The following is a 19,500-nucleotide window of genomic DNA, read 5'->3' on the forward strand; positions in this document are numbered from 1 at the left end:
TGGGGCCGCTATTCCTTGTTCCCAAGGGCGTGGGGATAGCGTGTTTCGGAGTGCTTCTACTTCGCAGTTTTGCGCAAAAACAACGATTTCAGCGCAGCGCCGCCTCGTTATCCTTGCTGCGCGAGGTACGGAAGAGCAAGGGTCCGGGAAAACTCGAATGGCGCTACAAAGGTCAGGTTTGGCAGGGCACACCCGAAGCCGCTCATCTCATGGGCCCGACAGCTCCGCCCGCAGTAAGCAACGAGGCAAACATGCGCGCGTAGTTCTCCGCCTGCACGCCCCAATCCCACTCTTGGATCGTCTCGATCATGCGGGCGGCCATCCTCGACCGGAGCGATGGCGTGTCCCGCAACAAGGCTAGCTTGTTCGCAAGCCCCTCCGCAGTTCCATCGAAGAACAGCCCGTTGTCGCCATCCCGAATCAGCTCGGGCATGTTTCCCACACGGGTGGTCACCAAAGGGACACCGCACGCCGCCGCCTCCAAGCAAGGATTGGGAGTGCCTTCGCTGAGGCTGGCGCAGACATAAACGTCGAGATCCCGATAGAAGCCGGGCATCTCGTCATGGCTACGCCAGCGTTGCTCGCGAATCGCCGTCAGTAGGCGCGCGCCCGGCACGGCCGCTACCGCGGGCTCGATGACGTCGTGGAAGCCGCGATGTGCTGGACCATGGTTGCCGAGACTTCCCGCCCATCCGACACGGAGCTCGCCAGAACCGGGTTGTGGCTCTTGTGCGGGACAAAAGAACGTCGTGTCGACTCCATTGGGCGTGTAGTGGACCGGAACACGCAGTAGAGGACCGTATTCGTGCTCGAGCTGCCGATTGTTGACAAAGACAGCGCGCGCCAGCCGGTGCAGGGCGGCGAGCCCGGGCTCGCGGAATTCGCCCTCCAGCTCTCTGTGGCTGCAGATCCCGATGAGCAGCCTGTCAGACCGCCTGGCGAGGGCCGATTCCGGCAGGGGCAGCTTCGAGATCTGGAGCCAATAGAAGATGAGCACGATGTCCGCCGTGTTCACGTCCGACTCAGTCACATCATGTTGAAATCGTTGGACGATCTCGAACCTTCTTTCCAGCACGCGCCGGAGATTTTGGGTCTTGCGATCAATCGCCCAGCCGGGTCGATCCGCGATCGCCAGGACGCGGGGGAGGTGTACCTCATTCACGAGGCGTACCGCTCAAGCCAGTGCGCCGACCATGGATTGGCCTCGTCCAGATCGTCGTCCGTCGCGCTGGCGCGCACCTGGCTGGCGTCCGGCAGCAGAATATCCTCTGATCGCAAGCGGGGTCGCCATCCGTGCCAGCCACGACCAATGACCTCTTCGCTCAGAAACCGGCGGCCAGCATACTTGCATGCGGCGTGCTCTGCGCTAAGGAACAGATAGTGCTTCATGCGAAAACGCTCGGAGTAAAGCCTCACCGGACCCGCGAACCGTACGAGATGGCCGCCTGACCACGCAATCTCCATGGGGCCGTCCTGTTTCTTGTAGGCACGGACGCAGTGTGGGGAGGTTGGCCGGAACGGGTAGTAGGTGCGCAGCGTGTGTTGATAATCGGGATTGTCGTGATCGGGAGCTTCTCTGGTAGGAATGAACGTAAACTCGGAAGATTCGATCGCATTGAAGCCGAGTGCGTCGGCTGCCGCAATGGCGGAGACCAACGATGAGTACGAAGTCGGCGGAAGGTGGATCTCGTCAGCGTCAACATGCATGAACCAGTCTGCTTCGAGCGACTGAAACAGTTCCTCTTTGCGACGAAGAAGGTGCTCCCAGCAATACCAGCCGTTATGCGGGATGGTTTCGAATCCTATCAATCCGGCTCCGCAGTAGCGCTGGGCAATCTCAAGCGTTCGGTCCGTCGACTGATTGTCGCAGATGTAGACCTGTACGCCTTGACGAAAGAGGTTCTCGAGACATCCGGCGACGAACCGTTCTTCGTTCCGTGTCGTAAGGACCGCGACGACTCGCGGGGAACTCCGATCACGCGCAGCATTCGCAATGTGGGTATTGAGATCGGCCAAATTCCTCAATCCTTCGTCGTGTGCTTCCCGACGCAGGCTAAAGACTCAAAGCGGCCAAGCCAAGAGCGCCATCACTTTCCGACCTGAGGTGATGGCGCGACGCTTTTCCGGGAGAGAACGTCTCACACTTTTCCTGGAATTGCTCTCGCCCTGGCCAGCCGTTGGATCCAGCGGAAGGCGTCGCGGCGTAGGCGCGAACCAAGCTTATCCCTGGAATTGACGCCGAGCAGCGTATTCGTGGTGATCAACCGCCTGGCCAGCCGTATGGAGAGATCGGGTTTGATGCGGCCGGCGAGTTCGAGCGCGCGGCTTTCGTCGAACAACCGGCCGGTCACATCGAGCACGATTGCCAACTCGAGCTCGATGCCGGTGGTACGGGCAGCGTCGAAGAGGCGTGCTTCCGCTTCGGGTGATTGCAGCGCCCGCACGCCCTGCAGCACGTCGACGCAAAGCTGCAGCCGGTGGAATTTATGGCCGCCGGCGGCGTGCACGATGGCGATCGTGAGAAGAGCCGCCGGCGTGTCTGTCGCGTCGCCGTCGATGGCGCGCAATTCAGGGAAACCCAGCGACAGGCGCCGCCGCATGCCGATGTCATGCACGAGGTCGCCATGCAGTTCGACCAGCAGGCTGGAATTCTCCTTTTCGAGCCATTTGAATTCCTGCAATTCGTAGGATTCGGCCTCGTTGCTGCCAAGCTCGAAGCCGCATGCCGTGATCACCTGGTTTGCCCGCGCCAGGTTGGCGGGTTCGACCAGGATATCGATGTCGGTGAACGGCCTGTCGGCGACGTTGCGGTAGAGCTTGCGCGCGAAGACGGGTCCCTTGACGATCCGCGCCGGAATATTGTCCGCCGCCAGTCCCTTCATGATGCGGTCGCCATGATACTTCAACAGCATAGACTGGCCGGTGGCGATCGTTGCCTTCTGGCGCAGATTTTCCAGCTTGCCGTGCAGGTCCGCATCCGCTGGCAGCCGCGCGTCCCCGCTGAGCTTGCGCAGCATGATCGGCAGGACGCCATGGAATTCGGCGTTGTCGAGCAGCGACATCAGCGTCTTTGCCGGCAAATTATCGACGTCGACAGTCGGCGCCTCCGGATCTGCGTAGCGCAGCAGCAGCTTTTCTTCGGCAGGGGTAAGCGGTGGCAGCATCAACCTGGACAATGTTGCGATTGCAGGGAAAGATGTCGCAGAAAAGCAGGGTGGAAGCCAGGGTTACATGCCCCAGCGTAGCGCCGCCGTGTGTACAGGCGCGTCCCAGAATGCGGTCGTCTCATCGTCGAGCATGGTGAGTGTGATCGAGCAGCCGGCCATGTCGAGCGAGGTGACATAGGAGCCGACCAGCGAACGGGCCACCGTCACGCCATGCTTCTCGAAAATCGCCCGCGCGCTGTTGTACATCAGGTAGAGTTCCATCAGCGGCGTGCCGCCGAAACCGTTGACGAACAACAGCGCTGGACCCTTCGCCCGGTCGCCGAGATCGCCCAGGATTGCGGCACAGATCTCCTGCGCGATAGCATCGGCGCTTTTCAGCGTGTCGCGCCGGCGGCCGGGCTCGCCATGGATGCCGACGCCGAATTCCATCTCGCCATCGCCGATGTCGAAAGTCGGCCTGCCCGCCGCCGGTACGGTGCAGCTGGTCAGCGCCACGCCCATCGAGCGGGTAGCAGCGTTGACGCCGTCGCCCAGCGCCTTCAGCGGCGCCAGTGCCAGGCCATGTTCGGCAGCGGCTCCGACGATCTTTTCCACCACCAGCGTGCCGGCGACGCCGCGCCGGCCCGTCGTATAGGAAGAATTCTCGACGGCGACATCGTCATTGGTCACGATCTGCTGGACGCCTTCAGACATCTCGGCCGCCATGTCGAAGTTCATGACGTCGCCCTCATAGTTCTTGACGATGAACAGGCAACCGCCGCCGGTGTCGACGGCCTCCGCCGCCGCCAGCATCTGGTCCGGCGTCGGCGAGGTGAACACCTGGCCGGGGCAGGCGGCGTCGAGCATACCGTGCCCGACAAAGCCGCCATGCAGCGGCTCGTGGCCGGAGCCTCCGCCGGAGATCAACGCCACCTTGCCCGGCCGCAAGGTCTTGCGGCGGACAAATTTGTGCTCGTCGCCGAGCACGAGGATGTCGGCATGGGCGGCGACGAAGCCGTCGAGGCTTTCGGTCAGCGCCGTGTCCACCGAATTGATAAACTTCTTCACGGCCGTCTCCTCCCGAAATAGGCCTTCCAAAGCAATTCCAGGGAAAGTGTGTCGCGGTTTTCCGTCCGGAATTGCGTAAAACAAAGAGTTCGATCAGCCACCCTTGCCGGTGATGCTGGTGATCTTCTGGATAAAATCGTTCACCGCCTTATCGAGCGCGGCGTTCTGCTTGTCGTCGCCGAAATCCGGCACGATCAGCGAGACATGCCGCGTCTTGCGCATGCCTGATGCGATCGACATTTTTCCCGGATGCGCCTGATGGTAGGCGGCGAGAAACTGGTCGCGCTCGGCCGGGCTGAAATGGCACACCGAAAATATAGCCGGCAAATGTTTTGACGGAATCGGGATCGAATAGGCAGGACTGGAAATCTGGGTGACGAAGCTTCGGTGTTTGCCGAGCGCATCGGCCAGGCGCTGGCGCATGCCGGATGGGCGCTGGTCGATGACCTGCGACAGGATCGTCTTGTAGGCGCGGATCGCCTCTTCGGAACCGGGTTCGGATGCCCTGTCGACCATGCCGGCCGCGCCTAGACAGAAACGTCCGCGATGGCCGCCTTGGCCATGGCGAGTTGCGCCGGAGCGACGGAAAGATCGCGCAGGCCGGCCTTGAGCAGTGACGGGATCGAGGCGGGATCGCCGCCTGCATCGCCGCACAGGCTGACCGGGATTTTTTCCCGCTGGCCAAACGCGGTCACGGCAGCGATCAGCCGTAGCACGGCCGGATGACGGACCGAATTGAGATGTGCCACGGCAGCGTCATCGCGGGCGGCCGCCATGACATATTGGGTGAGGTCGTTGGAGCCGATCGAGAAGAAGGCGGCCTCGGTAAAGGCTTCCGGCACGATCGCCACCGACGGCACCTCGACCATGATACCGAGCGGCGGCATCTTGTTCGCGATGCCGCGCGCGGCAAGTGCGGTCTGCTCCTCGGCGAACATCGCCGCTGCCTGTCGGTATTCCTCCACAATGGCGATCATCGGAAACATCACTTTCAGATTGCCGTGCACCGCGGCGCGCAGCAGTGCCCGGATCTGTACACGAAACACCTCCGGTCTTGCCAGCGACAGCCTGATTCCGCGCAGGCCGAGGAACGGATTGCTCTCCTCGACGGTGAAGCCGGGCACCGGCTTGTCGCCGCCGGCATCGACGGTGCGGATCGTCACCGGTTTTTCACCAGCCCATTCCAGCACCTTGCGATAGGCGCGATACTGTGTCCCCTCGTCCGGCAGCGTCTTGCCGAACAGGAATTCGGTGCGCATCAGCCCGACCCCGTCGCAGGTGGCGATATCGATGCCGTCGACCTCGGACGGGTCGGCGATGTTGACCTGCATCCGCACCGCCGTGCCGGCCTTGGTCACCGCCGGTCGCGCCAGGAAGGTCCCGGCCCGATCGCGGCGCGCCCGGAATGATGAGGAGGATTGCCGAAAGGCAGCGATTTGGGCCTTCGAGGGCGAAAGCACGATGCCGCCATGTTCGGCGTCGAGCAGGGCGAGGGCGGCAAGGTGAGCCGGCGAATCACCGAGCCCGACCACCATGGGCACGCCGCGCGAGCGCGCCAGCATGGCGACGTGGCTGGCGGTGCTGCCCGCCTTCAGTGCGATGCCGCCGCCGCAGCTCCAGTCGGTTTCGAGAAAACGCGTCGGCGCGATATCCTCGCCATAGAGGATGGCGCCGGCGGGCGGCTCGACGTTGCCAACCTCCGACAGAGCCCGCAGCACCTGGTCCCTGATATCGCGGATGTCGGCGGCGCGCGCGCGGAAATAATCCTGCTCCGAAGCATCGTAGCCGGCGATTTCAGCGTTAAGCGCCTGCCGCCACGCCGTGTCGGCCGGCAGGCCGGTGCGGATCGCGGCAAAGGCCGGGCTGCTCAGCGCATCGTCTTGCAGCATGGCGATCTGAAACTCGAGAATGTCGGCGGCATCGCCCTCGGCCATCCCGATCATTGCAGTGAGACGGCCCGTGGCGATGCCGATTGCGGCTTCGAGCGCGGCCTTCTCATCGTCGGCTGTTTCTTTGCCGACATAGGAGCCGACAGTCTGGTCGAGGTCGAACAGCGGCCCTTCGGCATAACCGGCCGAAGCCGAAATACCTTGCAGCCTAAGCGGTTCGGGCATGGTCCGCGCCTTCGTCGAAATCGCGCCGCACCAGTTCGACCAGCGCGTCGACGGCATCATTGGCGCCGTCTCCGCTGGCCCTGATGTGCAACAGCGTACCCTTCGGCGCCTTGGTCGCCATCACCTTGACGATGCTCTTGGCGTCGAACCAGGGGCCGTTGGCGGCAAGCGCGATTTCCACCTCGGCGGCAAAGCTCTTGGCCAGCTTGGTGAACTTCACCGAAGGACGCGCGTGCAGGCCCACCTCGTGGGTGATCACAACGGTCGCTTCGGCGGATGCGGACATGTCTTCAAACTTCCCGTTCACTCACGACGGCGACAATTCATGTGCCGTCGCCACCACTTCCCGGAGCGAGGCGCCGCCGGAGGCCTCGGTCGCCGCCATCACCGCGCCTTCGACGATCGGCGCGTTGCAGACGATGATCTTGTGCGAGCGTGGCTCGCCGATCATCTCCACCGCCATTTCCGAGTTGGTCTCGGCACCGCCGAGATCGACCAGAATGGCGACACCGGCTTCCGACCAGGCCTTGTCGATGGCGCCCATGATCGCCTCGACATTGGTGCCGAGCCCGCCATGGCCGTTTCCGCCGCACCATGCAAGCGGCACTTCGTCGCCCACCATCTGCCGCACCATGTCGGCCGTGCCCTCGGCAACCAGCGGCGAATGCGAAACGATGACGATGCCGACATTGCTCATGGCTGACCTTCCAGCGTTTCGACGATCGTGCGCACCAGAAGCGCGGTCGAGCGTGCACCGGCATCCATGTGGCCGATCGACCGGTCGCCAAGGAACGACGCACGGCCGCGCCGGGCCTTCATCGGCACGGTCGCCTCGGCGGCCGCACCGGCGATACCTGCGATTTCCGGCGCCGTCTTTCCCTGCAGCAACGCGTCATGCACCGGCTGCAGCACGTCGAGCATGGTTTTTTGTCCAACCTGCGACTTGCCCCGTGCTGCCACCGCTTCGATCGCCTTGCCGAACGCCGCCGTCAGATTGGCGCGATCAGGCGCCGCTGAAATCTCCTTGCCGAGTGCCAGGAAAAGGGTGCCGAATAGCGGGCCGGAGGCGCCGCCGACCGTCATCACCAGCTTGGTGCCGATTGCCTTCAAGGCATCGGGCAGCGGTTTGGCCGAAAATGCTTCGGCTTCCGCGCGCACGGCCTCGAAGCCGCGCTTCATGTTCAGCCCGTGGTCGCCGTCGCCGATCGCCTGGTCGAGCGCCGTCAACTCCTCGGCGTGAGCGGCAATGGTATCCGCAGCGGCCGCGATCAGCCTGGCAAGGTTCAACGCCGCCATGTCACCCGCATTTCCGGTTTCTATCTTGCCGGCAGTATCGAAAGAACGATCATTCGACAACTGGAGCATGAATCAGGCCGCTTCGTGCAGTGCGGCGGCGGCCGCGAAGACTTCGGCCACCGCGTGAGCGCCGGGGTCGACCACACCCTGCAATTTGCTGCCGACATAGGCGGACCGTCCGGCCTTAGCTTTGTCCATGGCGGAGGTGGCTTCGGCACCGCGTCGAGCCGCCACAGCCGCTTCGTCCACGCTCTTGGCATCGAGCGCTCTGAGGGCTGGCTCGAGGGCATCGACCATGGTGCGATCCCCCATCCTGGCCCCGCCATAGAAAGTCATTCGGTCGAGGCCGGCAAGCAGCGCCTTGGCTAAGCTCGCGCCGCTCTCCAGAGCTTGCGCTGCGGCGGTGAAGAAGATCGACAGCAGCACGCCGCTGGAGCCGCCCATCGACGCGCTCAGAATGTCACCTATCGCGCCAAGGGTCGCCGCCGGCTCGGCAAGCGGCAGCGCATCAAGCCGCTCGAGAACACTGCGCGCGCCGGTCGCCACCGTCGAGCCGGTGTCGCCGTCGCCTGTCTTGGCGTCGAGCCCGTTCAACGTGGTTTCCAGCGCGATCAGCCGTTCGCAGATGGTGACGAGAAGAGAGCGGGTCCGCGCATCCTGGCTGGGCTTGCGTGCCGCGCTCTGTCCGGCCGCTTTCGCCATCGGCACGACGGCAGGTGAAACAACCGGCTTTGCCGGCATCCAGGCGTGCGGACCGACCGGCGCCTGCAAGGCGGTTTCGCGCGCCGCATCCAGCCGGATCAGCGACAGCGAGAAGCCGTTCATGTTGAGCGCCGTCATCAGCGGGCCCGGGCCGATCGTCAGCTTGATGGTTTTGGCCAGCGGCGATGCAAGCACCGCATTGGCGACGACAGACATTTCGAGCGGCGGCACGGAGCCGAGATTGTTGATCAGCAAGGCGTAGGTGGCCTCGGGATCAAGCCGTGCCGCGAGGCGCTCCACCATGATCGCCACCAGCCTGTCGGCGCTCTGCACCGCAATCCTTTCGACGCCCGGCTCGCCATGAATGCCAAGGCCGAGCTCACCATCATTCTCGCCAAACCTGTCTTCGTGCGGTTGGCCGGGGATCGAGCAGGACGACAGCGACATGCCGAGCGAAACGATATCCTTCGCCGCCGCGCGAGCGGCCGTTGCGACGAATGCCAGATCGTGGCCGGCTTCCGACAAATGACCAGCGATCTTGTGCACGAACAAGGTGCCGGCAACGCCGCGCGGCTGGGTGATATCAGGCAGCGCGATGTCGTCGGCGACGATCACCATCTCGACGCGAAACCCTTCGGCGCGCGCCTTCTCGGCCGCCAGGCCGAAATTGAGGCGGTCGCCGGTGTAGTTCTTGACGATCAGCAGGCAGCCGGCCGGACCGGTGACCGCCCGGATGGCCGCCAGCACGGCTTCGACGCTTGGCGAGGCAAAGATCTCGCCTGAGACCGCCGCCGTCAGCATGCCTTTGCCGACGAAGCCGGCATGGGACGGCTCGTGCCCGGCCCCGCCGCCGGAGACGACACTGACTTTCGTCTTGTCCCAGTCGGCGCGCAGGATGACCTTGATCTCGGGATAGCCGTCGAGGCGCGCGAGATCGCCTGATCCGATGGTCCGTAACAGACCGTCGAGCGCCTCGGTGACGATCGTTTCCCTGCGATTGAAAAAGTGCTTCATCGAATTCGTCCCGTACTGGCAAAGTCAAAACCGGTGCTGAATCACCGAAAACCGCTCACATCAATCGCTGTCCATCGGCGCCGAAATACAGCGGTGACCGGTAGCGGATCACCACTCTGTCGCCCTGCGCCAAATCCGTGTCGGGGTCCGTCAGCGTCACCAGCTTCTTAGGGCCAACCGTCACATGCAAATGGTTCTGGTCACCGAGATGCTCGACCCAGTCGACAACGCCGTCGGCGTGACCATTCGCGGCCTTCGCGATCGTCAGATGCTCGGTGCGCGCGCCGATCGTCTTGGTGCCGGCCGGTGCACCGCCGTCAGGCAGCAGTCCGGTCGGCAGAAGATTGATCGCCGGCTGGCCGAGCCTTGCCGCGACATGCAGGTTTGCCGGCTCTGAATAGATGGTGCGCGGCGAGCCGATCTGCACCAGCACGCCCTCGGTGAGGATGCCGATGCGGTCTGCCATCGTCATCGCCTCGATCTGGTCGTGGGTGACGTAGAGCATAGTGGCGCCGAGCTCGGTCTGGATGCGCTTCAGCTCGAGCCTGAGATCGCCGCGCAGCTTGGCGTCGAGCGATGATAGCGGCTCGTCCATCAGATAGATCGAGGGCTTGCGCACCAGCGCGCGGCCGATGGCGACGCGCTGCATTTCGCCGCCCGAAAGTTTGGTCGAGCGGTTGGCGAGCTTGTGATGGATGCGCACCATCTTCGCCACCTCCTCGACCCGGCGGCGGATCTGGTCCTCCGGCATTTTCCGCGCCGGCGAGCGCAGCGGGAAGGCGAGGTTGTCGAATACCGACAGATGCGGATAGAGCGAATATTGCTGGAAGACGAAGGCCGTGTCGCGCTCAGCCGGCGACAGTGTCGTGGCATTGTGTCCGCCGATCTCGATCGTGCCGGAATCCGGCCGTTCCAGCCCGGCGATCAGCCGCAGCGTCGTTGTCTTGCCGGCCCCGGTCGGCCCGAGCAGCACGACGAATTCACCATCTGCTATGTGCAGGTCGAGGCCGTCGACGGCGACATGGTCGCCGAAACTCTTGGTCACGTTCTTGATGTGCACCTCAGCCATGCTGGGCCCTCCGCTCCGAGGCGACATCGTGGATCGCGGTTCTCACCGCGCGGCCCGATCCCTTCTCGAACAGCGACAGGCGCGCGCTGCTCAGCGTCAGGCCGACATGGTCGCCGGTGGAGAGCCGGATTTCGGCCGGCACGCGTGCCTTGATGATACCGTCCGCCGTTTCGACCGCGACGATCTGCGTGGTGCCGAGATATTCGGTGCCATAGATGGCGCCGCGCAGCTTGGAGGCGTCGTCGAAGCGTATGTGCTCCGGGCGGATGCCAAGGGCCATGTCGCTGGGTGCGATGTCCTCTCGTACCTCCGGCACCGCGACCTTCGCACCTTGCACGATGATCTCCCTGGCGCCTTTGGCCAGCCCGCCGCCAAAACCCAGAAAATTCATCGGCGGGGAGCCGATGAAGTCGGCGACGAACATGGTTGCCGGGCGGTCGTAGATTTCGCGTGGGCTTCCGAACTGTTCGATGACGCCATGGTTCATCACCGCGATCTTGTCGGCCATCGACATCGCTTCCATCTGGTCGTGCGTGACATAGACCGTCGTGGCACGGATGCGGTTGTGCAGTTCGCGCAGTTCATGGACCATCAAATCGCGGAATTCGGTGTCGAGCGTGCCGAGCGGCTCATCCATCAGGAAGCACTTCGGCCGCCGCACGATGGCGCGGCCGAGCGCGACCCGCTGGCGGTCACCACCGGCAAGTCCGGAGACGGATTTGTTGAGCAGATGATCGATGCGCAGCAGTTTTGCCGTTTCCTCGACACGGGTGCGGATCTCGGGCGATGGCATGCCTTGCGCCAGCAAGGGGAAGCCGATGTTCTTGCGCACATTCATGTGCGGATAGAGCGCGAACAGCTGGAAGACGAAAGCGATGTCGCGCTCGCGGGCCCGCAGCATGGTGACGTCGTCGCCGCCGAGCAGGATCTGGCCGCCGGTCGGCAATTCGAGCCCCGCGATCATGCGCAACGTCGTCGTCTTGCCGCAGCCCGACGGCCCGAGCATGACGAAGAACTCGCCATCCTCGACGACGAAGTTAGAATCCTGCACGGCGACGAAATCGCCGAAGGCCTTTCTCAGGTGCTGGACGCGGATTTCGGCCATGATTATTCCGGGAACTTGGAGACGATGATGAACATCACGGTGCCGGCGAGCATGGTGATGAAGGAGTAGGTGTAGAGCGACAGCGCGAAGGGCTGGAACAGCATCAGGAAGCCGATGGCGATCAGTGCCGTGGCGATGTTCTCCATCAGCCCGCGCCTGGCCCAGGCCGGCCAGCGCGATTTGCGTTTCTCAGGCTTGGTCATGCTCATTTACGCACCGCGCCGAAGGTGATGCCGCGCAGCAATTGCTTGCGGAGCAGAATGGTGAAGACCAGGATCGGCACCAGGAAGATCGTCGTGCCGGCCGCGACCGCCGGCCAGTCCTGGCCGCCTTCGCCGATGATGGTCGGGATGAAGGGCGGCGCGGTCTGCGCGGTGCCCGAGGTCAGGAGTGCCGCGAACGCGTACTCGTTCCAGGCGAAGATCAGGCAGAAGATCGCGGTCGCTGCAATGCCGGTCGTCGCTTGCGGCAGCACGGTGCGCCAGAAGGCCTGCAGCCGCGTATAGCCGTCGATCATCGCCGCCTCTTCGTACTCGCGCGGGATTTCGTCGATGAAGCCTTTCAGCAGCCACACCGCCAGCGACACGTTGACGGCCGTGTAGAGCAGGATCATGCCGAGCGCGGTGTCCGACAGGCCAAGCTCGCGGTACATCAGGTAGATCGGAATGGCGACGGCGATCGGCGGCATGAAGCGCGTCGACAGGATGAAGAACAAAAGGTCGTCGGCGAGCGGCACCTTGAAGCGCGAGAAGCCATAGGCCGACAGCGTGCCGAGGAACACGGCGCAGAAGGTCGAGCCGAAGGCGATGATCAGCGAATTGACGAAGCGCGGCAGGAAGTTGGACGGGCCGGCGATCACCATGTTGCGCTTGCGCGTGGTCTCGTCGCAGAAGCCTGTCGCCGGCCCCAGCGAGTTGATGTATTCCGGCGTCTGACGGGTCCGCGTCGTGAACAGATTGCAGTAGCCTTCGAGGCTGGGCTGGAACAGGATCTTGGGCGGATAGGCGATCGAATCCGGCGGCGTCTTGAAGCTGGTGGCGAAGATCCACAGCAGCGGCACGATCGAGATCAGTGCGTAAAGCACGATGATCGTGCCGGCGATCCGTTTCGAGTTGCTGCTCGGTGCGACGACCGAATGGGCTGTGGTCAGGCTCATCTCTGCTTCACCTTGTTCAGCGCCTTGACGTAGATGTTGGCGAGGCCGAACACCGCCACGAAAAGAATGATTGCGAAGGCCGAGGAATAGCCGGTGCGCCAGCTCTCGAAAGCCTGCCTTTTCAGCGTGATCGAGGCGACCTCGGTGGTCGAGCCCGGCCCGCCGCCGGTCAACAGATTGACCATGTCGAACATCTTGAAGTTCTCGATGCCGCGAAACAGCACAGCCAGCATGATGAAGGGCAGCGCCATCGGCAGCGTGATCGACCAGAATTGCCGCCAGTTGGAGGCGCGGTCGACCTCGGCCGCCTCGTAGATGTATTCGGGGATGGAGCGCAGGCCCGCGAGGCAGATCAGCATCACGTAGGGTGTCCACATCCAGGTGTCGACGATGATGATCGACCAGGGCGCCAGCGACACGTTGGAGAGCATCTGGATATCGGTCGGCGGGATCCTCGTGACGAAGGATATGGCGTAGGCGAACAGGCCGATCTGCGGCTCGTAGAGGAAGCGCCAGAAATTACCGACCACCGCCGGCGACAGCATCATGGGCACCAGGATCAGCGTCGTCCAGAAGGCGTGGCCGCGGAACTTCCTGTCGATCAGCCAGGCCAGGGTGAAGCCGATCAGCGTCTGCAACAGGATGGTCCAGAACACGAAATGCGCCGTCGTCTGCATGGCGATCCAGATATCCTTGTCGCCGAGGATGCGCTGGTAGTTGGCAAAGCCGAGGTTCTTCACCACCTCGTTCGGGCGGTTGGCGCGGTAGTTGGTGAACGACAGATAGATCGCCCAGAACAGCGGAAAGATGTTGATGGCCAGCAGCAACAGGATCGTCGGCGAGATGAACAGCCAGGCGAGGCCCTTGTCGCTGATGCCCCGGACCTTGCGGGCCAACGGCTCCGGAGTCGCCTGGGCAACGTTCTCCGCGGTCCGATTGAGCATGGTGAGTCCTGCTTCGGTCACTTGGTCGTCTCTGTCATGGAATTTATCTGAACTGCGTCCCGTGCCAAGGGCGGCACGGGACGCATGGGTCGAGCTCGGGAGGAGCCGGGTTACATCTTGCCCCAGTTACATCTTACCGTCGTCCTGGAAGACCTGCGTCCAGTCCTTGACCAGGCCGTCCAGCGCATCCTTGGCCGAACCTTGGCCGGCGACGACATAGTCGTGGAAACGCTTCTGCGAGGCCTGCAGCAGCGGGGCGTAGCTCGGCTCGGCCCAGAAGTCCTTCACGATGGCCATCGAGTCGAGGAAGGTCTGCGCGTAGGGCTGGCTGGCCGGGAAGCCCGGGTCCTTGACCACCGCGTTGAGGCAGGAATAACCGCCGAGCGACCACCATTTGGCCTGCACCTCCTTGTTGGCGAACCACTTGATGTATTTCAGCGCCGATTCCTGCTTGTCGGAATAGGACACCACTGAGATACCCTGGCCGCCGAGCTGGGCGAACTGCTCGCCGTCAGGCCCCTTCGGGTTGACGAAGTAGCCGATCTTGTCGCCGCCGACATTCTCGTCCTTCTGCAGGCCTGGCCATGTGAAGGCGAAGTTCATGTGCATCGCCACCTGGCCGGATTTGAAGGCGTCGACCCCTTCGCCCATATAGCTGTTCGAGGCACCCGGAGGCGTGCAGCAATCATAGAGCGCCTTGTAGAACTCCAGCCCCTTTACCGATTTGTCGGAGTTGACGAAGCCTTCCATTTCGTAGGGCTTTTTGGGGTTTTCGTACTGGAAGCCATAGCTGTAGAGCACGTCCATGGCGCCCATGGTGATGCCTTCCGAGCCGCGCTCGGTGTAGATCGAGGCGCCGTAGACGGTCTTGCCGTCGATCTCACGCTTCTGGAAGAACTCGGCGACCTGCTTCAACTGGTCGAAAGTGGTCGGCGGGCCGAGATCCCAACCGTACTTCTCCTTGAATTCCTTCTGCAGTTCCGGCTTGGAGAACCAGTCCTTGCGATAGGTCCAGCCGACGACGTCGCCCATGGCCGGCAGCGCCCAGTAGTTCGGCGTGTTCTTCGGCCATTCCGAATAGCCGACGACGGTTGCCGGCACGAAATCGTCCATGCTGATCTTCTCCTTGTCGAAGAAGTCGTTCAGCTTGACGTAGTGGCCGTTCTCGGCAGCGCCGCCGATCCACTGGCTGTCGCCGATGATCAGGTCGCACAATTTGCCGTGCGAGTTCAGCTCGTTGAGGAAACGGTCGGCATAGTTGGTCCATGGCACGAACTCGAATTTCATGCCGATGCCGGTTTCCTTGGTAAAATCCTTGGACAGTTCGACAAGCGCGTTGGCCGGGTCCCAGGCGGCCCAGCACAGCGTCAGGTCTTCAGCGTGCGCGACGTTCGAGACGGCTGTCGACGCTGTGATCGCCGAGGTCAGTCCCAACGCCAGTTTCAAGCTCGATTTCATGACTTCCTCCCATTTGCGAAACGCGCCCGGATGACGGTTTCAAAAAGCCCTCAACCCCTCTCCTCAGGGGCCCAAACATGGCTGCGCGGTTATGCTGCGGATGTTTAGTAATTTGTTTAGTGATGCAATTTTTACTAAACAAAGCAAGCGAATTCGTTGCTGCGCCGCAGCATGCTTATCGCGATGTCTGAAAACGTTGGAGAAGCGCGGCTCGCTGGTCGGCTTACCGAAGCTGTTCAGGCCGATTGTGACCAGGACGTGGGGTCGCCTCGGCTTCTCAACCGACCCTTCTGGTGCTCACCATCACCTTCCGGATCGGCGGTGCCGGCGGCAGCAGCATACGGATATCGGCGAACGGGAACGACGGTTCGAAGCGGAAGGCTTCGGCCGAGGAGCCTTGCGCGCCGTTGCACTGGCCGGCGCGAAAGGCGTTCTGTGTCCGCGCGATGTCGACGAAGCGGTCGGGATCCTGCGACTGATGCATTCGGATCGCCTCGGCCTTGACGTCGGCATGGGCGGAAATGTCGACATAGTGCGTCGGCGAAAAACCGGTGCCGCCCATCGTGTCGGCATGCAGCACCGGGACGGCGAAAGACGCCGCGATGCGCACGCCGTCCGACAACGCGCGATGGTCGGCGTGATAGTCGTTGGGCGCATGCGTGATCACCAGATCCGGGCCGGTTTGACCAATCAGTGCTTTCAGAGCTCCGATCAGCGCTGCATCGGCCACCAACTCGCCGTCCGGGAAGTCGAGGAAGCGTGGCATTGCGCCTACCAGCGCAGCCGCGGCCGTTGCTTCATCGCGACGGACACGAGCGAGAACAGCGGGATCACTCGTGCCGCCCCTGGCACCATCCGTGGCCATGGCAAAAGTGAGCTCTGCGCCTTGCGCGGCATAGGCGGCCATCGTACCGAACATGAAGATCTCGATGTCGTCCGGATGGGCACCGAGCGCCAGGATTTTCAAATCACTCTCTCCCCGGAACTGGAACAACGTGACGAACGGAATCCTGCTCGCCCTGATCGCCTACGCAAGCTATTCGGGCAGCGATGCCGTTGTCAAAAGCCTGGGCGGTCAACTCACGATCTTCGAGATCGGCTTTTTCATAACTTTGTTCGCGGGCTTCTTCCTATTCTTCACGCGACCTGCGGGCGAACGCTGGCGCGATTTCTGGCGCACCAAAAGACCATGGGCGGTGCAGGCGCGCGCCTGGGCGGGCATCGCTTCCGGCGTGCTCAGCGTCTACGCCTTCACCACCATTCCTCTGGCCGAGTCCTATGCGCTGATCTTCCTGGCGCCGCTCTGCGTCACCATTCTCTCCACGGTGATCCTCAAGGAGAAGGTCGGCCCCTGGCGCTGGCTGGCGGTGGTCGCCGGTTTTGCCGGCGTCATGCTGGTGGTGCGGCCTGGCTTTCGCGAACTCAATCTCGGCCATCTTGCCGCCTTCGGCGTTGCTTTCCTCGCGGCCACCAGCGTCATCCTGATGCGCTCGCTGGCGCAGCAGGAAAAGCGCACCACCATGCTCGGCGTGCTGGTCGGTTGCGGCCTGCTGTTCAACGGCATCGGTGCCGCCGCCACCGCCTTTACTGTTCCCAGCGGAAAGCAGTTGCTGTGGCTGGCAATGGCCGGTGCCTTCACCGCGGGTGGACAATTCCTGCAGCTGCTGGCCATGAAATACGCGCCCGCCAACCGCGTCGCGCCGACGCATTATTCGCAGATCGCCTGGGCGGTGATCCTCGGCGCGTTGTTCTTCCGGGAATATCCGGACGGGCTGTCGCTGGTTGGCCTGGCGGTCGTTGGCGGCGCCGGCCTTTTGACCATGGTTCGTGAGGAAGCGCGGCTGGGCACCGTGCGCTGGAACCCGTTTTCGCGCACCCGGCTTTAAACCGACTCTGGTTGCGCCTTGGCCGTAACCGCTGATATGCGGGCGCCATGACCACAAAACCCCTGCCGGAGCTTCCTGTATCCGCCGTGCTGCCGGCGCTGACGGAAGCGCTCGGCGATGGCAACAGCGCCGTGCTGGTGGCGCCGCCGGGCGCCGGCAAGACGACGCTGGTGCCGCTGGCGCTGCTTGACGCGCCTTGGCTCGGCGCCGGCAAGATCATCCTGCTTGAACCGCGCCGGCTCGCCGCCCGCGCCGCCGCCCGCCGGATGGCTGAATTGCTTGGTGAGGAACCTGGCGCCACCGTCGGCTATGCCATGCGCATGGAAAACCGCATGTCGGCAAAGACCAGGATCGTGGTCGTCACCGAAGGCGTGCTGGCGCGCATGATCCTCGACGATCCCGAACTGCCCGGTGTTTCGGCTGTCATTTTCGACGAATTCCACGAGCGCTCGCTCGACGGCGATTTTGGTCTCGCTCTGGCGCTCGACGTCCGAGGGGCGCTCAGGCCGGATCTGCGCTTGGCAGTGATGTCGGCGACGCTCGACGGCGCGCGTGTCGCCAAACTCATGTCGGGCGCGCCGGTCGTCGAAAGCGAGGGTCGCGCCTTCCCCGTAGACATCCGGTATGACGAACGCCCCGCCGGCATCGCCATCGAGGACGCGATGGCCAAGGCGATCCGCGCTGCCCTTGCCGACGAGAGCGGCAGCGTGCTTGCCTTCCTGCCCGGCCAGCGCGAGATCGAGCGCACCGCCGAACGGCTGGCCGGCAAGGTCGGCACCGATACCGACATCGTCCCGCTCTACGGCATGCTCGACGGCAAGGCGCAGGACGCGGCGATCAAGCCGCCGCCGGCCGGCCGCCGCAAGGTGGTGCTGGCCACCTCGATCGCCGAAACCTCGATCACCATCGACGGCGTGCGCGTCGTCATCGATTCGGGCCTGTCGCGGCTGCCGCGCTATGAGCCGGCCAGCGGCCTCACCCGGTTGGAGACCGTGCGCGTCAGCAAGGCTTCCGCCGACCAGCGCGCCGGCCGTGCCGGGCGCACGCAGCCAGGCGTCGCCATCCGGTTGTGGCGGGCCGAGCAGACGGCTGCACTCCCCGCCTTCACGCCGCCGGAAATCCTTGAGGCCGATCTGTCCGGACTGCTGCTCGATTGCGCTGCCTTCGGCGTTGCCGATCCGGCAGGGCTCGCTTTTCTCGATCCGCCGCCTGTTCCGGCCCTTAATGAGGCAAGGGGGCTACTACGCGCGCTGGATGCCATCGACGACACGGGGCGCCTGACGGACGCGGGTGCAGCGATGCGCAAGCTCGCCCTGCCGGTGCGGTTGGCGCACATGGTTGCCGAGGCAGCCGGCAGCGGCCATGCCTTCGAGGCGGCGATGCTTGCCGTGCTGCTCACCGAACGCGGCCTTGGTGGCGACGGCGCCGATCTGGAGCGGCGGCTGATGCGTTTTCGCGGGGAAAAATCGCCACGCGCTACAGCCGCCAAGCAGCTCGCCGAACGGCTGGCGAGGCAGGCTGGCGAGGCGAAGGGCAGCGAAGCTGCGGCAGCCGGTCCCCTGCTCGTCCACGCCTGGCCGGATCGGGTGGCGAAGGCGCGCGGCGAGCGTGGCCGTTTCGTGCTGGCCAACGGCTCCGGCGCCATGCTCGACGCCGCCGATCCGCTGGCGGGCGAGCCGTTTCTGGTCGTCGCCGACCTGCAGGGCAAGGCACAGAATGCACGCATCACGGCGGCGGCAGCGATCGGCGAGGACGATGTCCGCGCCGCGCTGGCGGACAGGATCGAGGTCCGCCGTGAAACGAGCTTCGACCGCGACAAGCGCGCCGTGCGCGTCCGCGAAACCGTGCGCCTTGGCGCCATCACGCTTGCCGAGCGCATGCTGCCGCCGCCAATCGGTGCTGACGCCGACCGCGACGTCCTCGATGCGGTGCGCCAGCACGGGCTGTCGCTGCTGACCTGGAGCAAGGAGGCGCAAACGCTGCGCCAGCGGCTTGGCTGGTTGCATCGAGGCCTTGGCGCGCCCTGGCCCGACATGGCGGATGACGCCCTCATCGAGCGCCTCGACGACTGGCTGCTGCCTTACCTGTCCGGCGCGGCATCCTTTGCCGCCATCGATGCGGGCGTTGTCTCGGCCGGGCTGGCCAGCCTCGTGCCACACGATCTGCAGCGCAGGATCGATACGCTGGCGCCGACCCATTTCGGTGCTCCGTCGGGCAGCCATGTGCCGATCCGCTATGACGGCGAATGGCCGGTGCTGGCGATTCGCGTGCAGGAGCTGTTCGGCCTCGACCGCCATCCTTCGATCGCCAATGGCGCCGTGCCGCTGACGCTCGAACTCCTGTCGCCGGCACACCGGCCGATCCAGACGACGCGCGACCTGCCCGGCTTCTGGCGGGGCTCCTGGGCCGATGTGCGCGCCGACATGCGCGGCCGCTATCCCAAGCATGTCTGGCCGGAAAACCCGCTGCTCGCGACCGCCACCGCCCGCGCCAAACCCAGAGCATGATCCCAAAAAGTGGAAGCCGGTTTTTGGAAAAGATC

General features: G+C 63.9%; 19 protein-coding genes. 2 read left to right on the forward strand and 17 right to left on the reverse strand.

Annotation, left to right across the window (positions count from 1 at the left end):
- Window positions 1–202 precede the first annotated feature (202 nt).
- From NP503_RS33475 to NP503_RS29410, 17 genes are all read right to left on the reverse strand, one after another.
- The gene (locus NP503_RS33475) at window positions 203–1,162 is read right to left on the reverse strand and encodes a glycosyltransferase family 4 protein (protein ID WP_127269704.1); all 960 of its coding nucleotides are present in this window, start codon (window positions 1,160–1,162) and stop codon (window positions 203–205) included.
- The gene (locus NP503_RS29335) at window positions 1,159–2,016 is read right to left on the reverse strand and encodes a glycosyltransferase family 2 protein (RefSeq protein ID WP_236383302.1); all 858 of its coding nucleotides are present in this window, start codon (window positions 2,014–2,016) and stop codon (window positions 1,159–1,161) included. Before NP503_RS29335 ends, NP503_RS33475 begins: the two co-directional genes overlap by 4 nt.
- 122 nt (window positions 2,017–2,138) lie before the next feature.
- The gene (locus tag NP503_RS29340) at window positions 2,139–3,164 is read right to left on the reverse strand and encodes a nucleotidyltransferase family protein (RefSeq protein WP_127272248.1); all 1,026 of its coding nucleotides are present in this window, start codon (window positions 3,162–3,164) and stop codon (window positions 2,139–2,141) included.
- Window positions 3,165–3,227: 63 nt separating this feature from the next.
- Window positions 3,228–4,214 carry a dihydroxyacetone kinase subunit DhaK gene (dhaK, locus tag NP503_RS29345; protein WP_127272249.1) on the reverse strand — a complete coding sequence of 329 codons (987 nt, stop codon included), beginning with the start codon at window positions 4,212–4,214 and terminating at the stop codon, window positions 3,228–3,230.
- A 93-nt stretch (window positions 4,215–4,307) separates the two neighbouring features.
- The gene (locus NP503_RS29350) at window positions 4,308–4,730 is read right to left on the reverse strand and encodes a hypothetical protein (protein ID WP_127271698.1); all 423 of its coding nucleotides are present in this window, start codon (window positions 4,728–4,730) and stop codon (window positions 4,308–4,310) included.
- An 11-nt stretch (window positions 4,731–4,741) separates the two neighbouring features.
- On the reverse strand, window positions 4,742–6,328 hold the full coding sequence (gene ptsP, locus NP503_RS29355) for a phosphoenolpyruvate--protein phosphotransferase (RefSeq protein ID WP_127372960.1): 1,587 nt from the start codon (window positions 6,326–6,328) through the stop codon (window positions 4,742–4,744).
- A complete protein-coding gene (locus tag NP503_RS29360; RefSeq protein ID WP_127271907.1) occupies window positions 6,312–6,614 on the reverse strand; it encodes an HPr family phosphocarrier protein in 303 nt (100 codons plus the stop codon). The genes ptsP and NP503_RS29360 overlap by 17 nt, the downstream gene beginning before the upstream one ends.
- Window positions 6,615–6,635: 21 nt before the next feature.
- Entirely contained in the window at window positions 6,636–7,025 is a 390-nt protein-coding gene (dhaM, locus tag NP503_RS29365; RefSeq protein ID WP_013528085.1) for a dihydroxyacetone kinase phosphoryl donor subunit DhaM, read from the reverse strand.
- Window positions 7,022–7,624, reverse strand: coding sequence for a dihydroxyacetone kinase subunit DhaL (gene dhaL / locus NP503_RS29370; protein ID WP_127272513.1), 603 nt, complete (start codon window positions 7,622–7,624; stop codon window positions 7,022–7,024). Before dhaL ends, dhaM begins: the two co-directional genes overlap by 4 nt.
- 72 nt (window positions 7,625–7,696) lie before the next feature.
- Window positions 7,697–9,340: a dihydroxyacetone kinase subunit DhaK gene (locus tag NP503_RS29375; protein WP_127272512.1), complete on the reverse strand. Its 1,644-nt coding sequence runs from the start codon at window positions 9,338–9,340 to the stop codon at window positions 7,697–7,699.
- A 55-nt stretch (window positions 9,341–9,395) separates the two neighbouring features.
- Window positions 9,396–10,409, reverse strand: coding sequence for an ABC transporter ATP-binding protein (locus NP503_RS29380; protein WP_127272511.1), 1,014 nt, complete (start codon window positions 10,407–10,409; stop codon window positions 9,396–9,398).
- Window positions 10,402–11,514, reverse strand: a complete 1,113-nt coding sequence (locus NP503_RS29385) for an ABC transporter ATP-binding protein (RefSeq protein WP_127269192.1) — start codon at window positions 11,512–11,514, stop codon at window positions 10,402–10,404. The genes NP503_RS29380 and NP503_RS29385 overlap by 8 nt, the downstream gene beginning before the upstream one ends.
- Window positions 11,515–11,516: 2 nt before the next feature.
- Entirely contained in the window at window positions 11,517–11,723 is a 207-nt protein-coding gene (locus NP503_RS29390) for a hypothetical protein (RefSeq protein ID WP_127269191.1), read from the reverse strand.
- Window positions 11,720–12,670, reverse strand: a complete 951-nt coding sequence (locus NP503_RS29395; protein WP_013528079.1) for a carbohydrate ABC transporter permease — start codon at window positions 12,668–12,670, stop codon at window positions 11,720–11,722. The genes NP503_RS29390 and NP503_RS29395 overlap by 4 nt, the downstream gene beginning before the upstream one ends.
- Complete coding sequence (locus NP503_RS29400) at window positions 12,667–13,614, reverse strand: carbohydrate ABC transporter permease (protein WP_127269190.1); 948 nt, start codon at window positions 13,612–13,614, stop codon at window positions 12,667–12,669. Before NP503_RS29400 ends, NP503_RS29395 begins: the two co-directional genes overlap by 4 nt.
- A 126-nt stretch (window positions 13,615–13,740) precedes the next feature.
- A complete protein-coding gene (locus NP503_RS29405) occupies window positions 13,741–15,072 on the reverse strand; it encodes an ABC transporter substrate-binding protein (protein ID WP_127269189.1) in 1,332 nt (443 codons plus the stop codon).
- Between the two features lie 277 nt (window positions 15,073–15,349).
- Complete coding sequence (locus NP503_RS29410) at window positions 15,350–16,039, reverse strand: PIG-L deacetylase family protein (protein ID WP_127273168.1); 690 nt, start codon at window positions 16,037–16,039, stop codon at window positions 15,350–15,352.
- Window positions 16,040–16,067: 28 nt separating this feature from the next.
- On the opposite strand from NP503_RS29410, the gene NP503_RS29415 reads away from it, so the two are divergent.
- Both NP503_RS29415 and hrpB read left to right on the forward strand, forming a co-directional pair.
- Window positions 16,068–16,958, forward strand: coding sequence for a DMT family transporter (locus tag NP503_RS29415; protein WP_127271454.1), 891 nt, complete (start codon window positions 16,068–16,070; stop codon window positions 16,956–16,958).
- Window positions 16,959–17,005: 47 nt separating this feature from the next.
- A complete protein-coding gene (gene hrpB / locus NP503_RS29420; RefSeq protein WP_127271567.1) occupies window positions 17,006–19,465 on the forward strand; it encodes an ATP-dependent helicase HrpB in 2,460 nt (819 codons plus the stop codon).
- The last annotated feature ends 35 nt before the right edge of the window (window positions 19,466–19,500 follow it).

The sequence above is a fragment of the Mesorhizobium sp. SEMIA396 genome, assembly GCF_024518615.1.
Classification (GTDB): Bacteria; Pseudomonadota; Alphaproteobacteria; order Rhizobiales; family Rhizobiaceae; genus Mesorhizobium.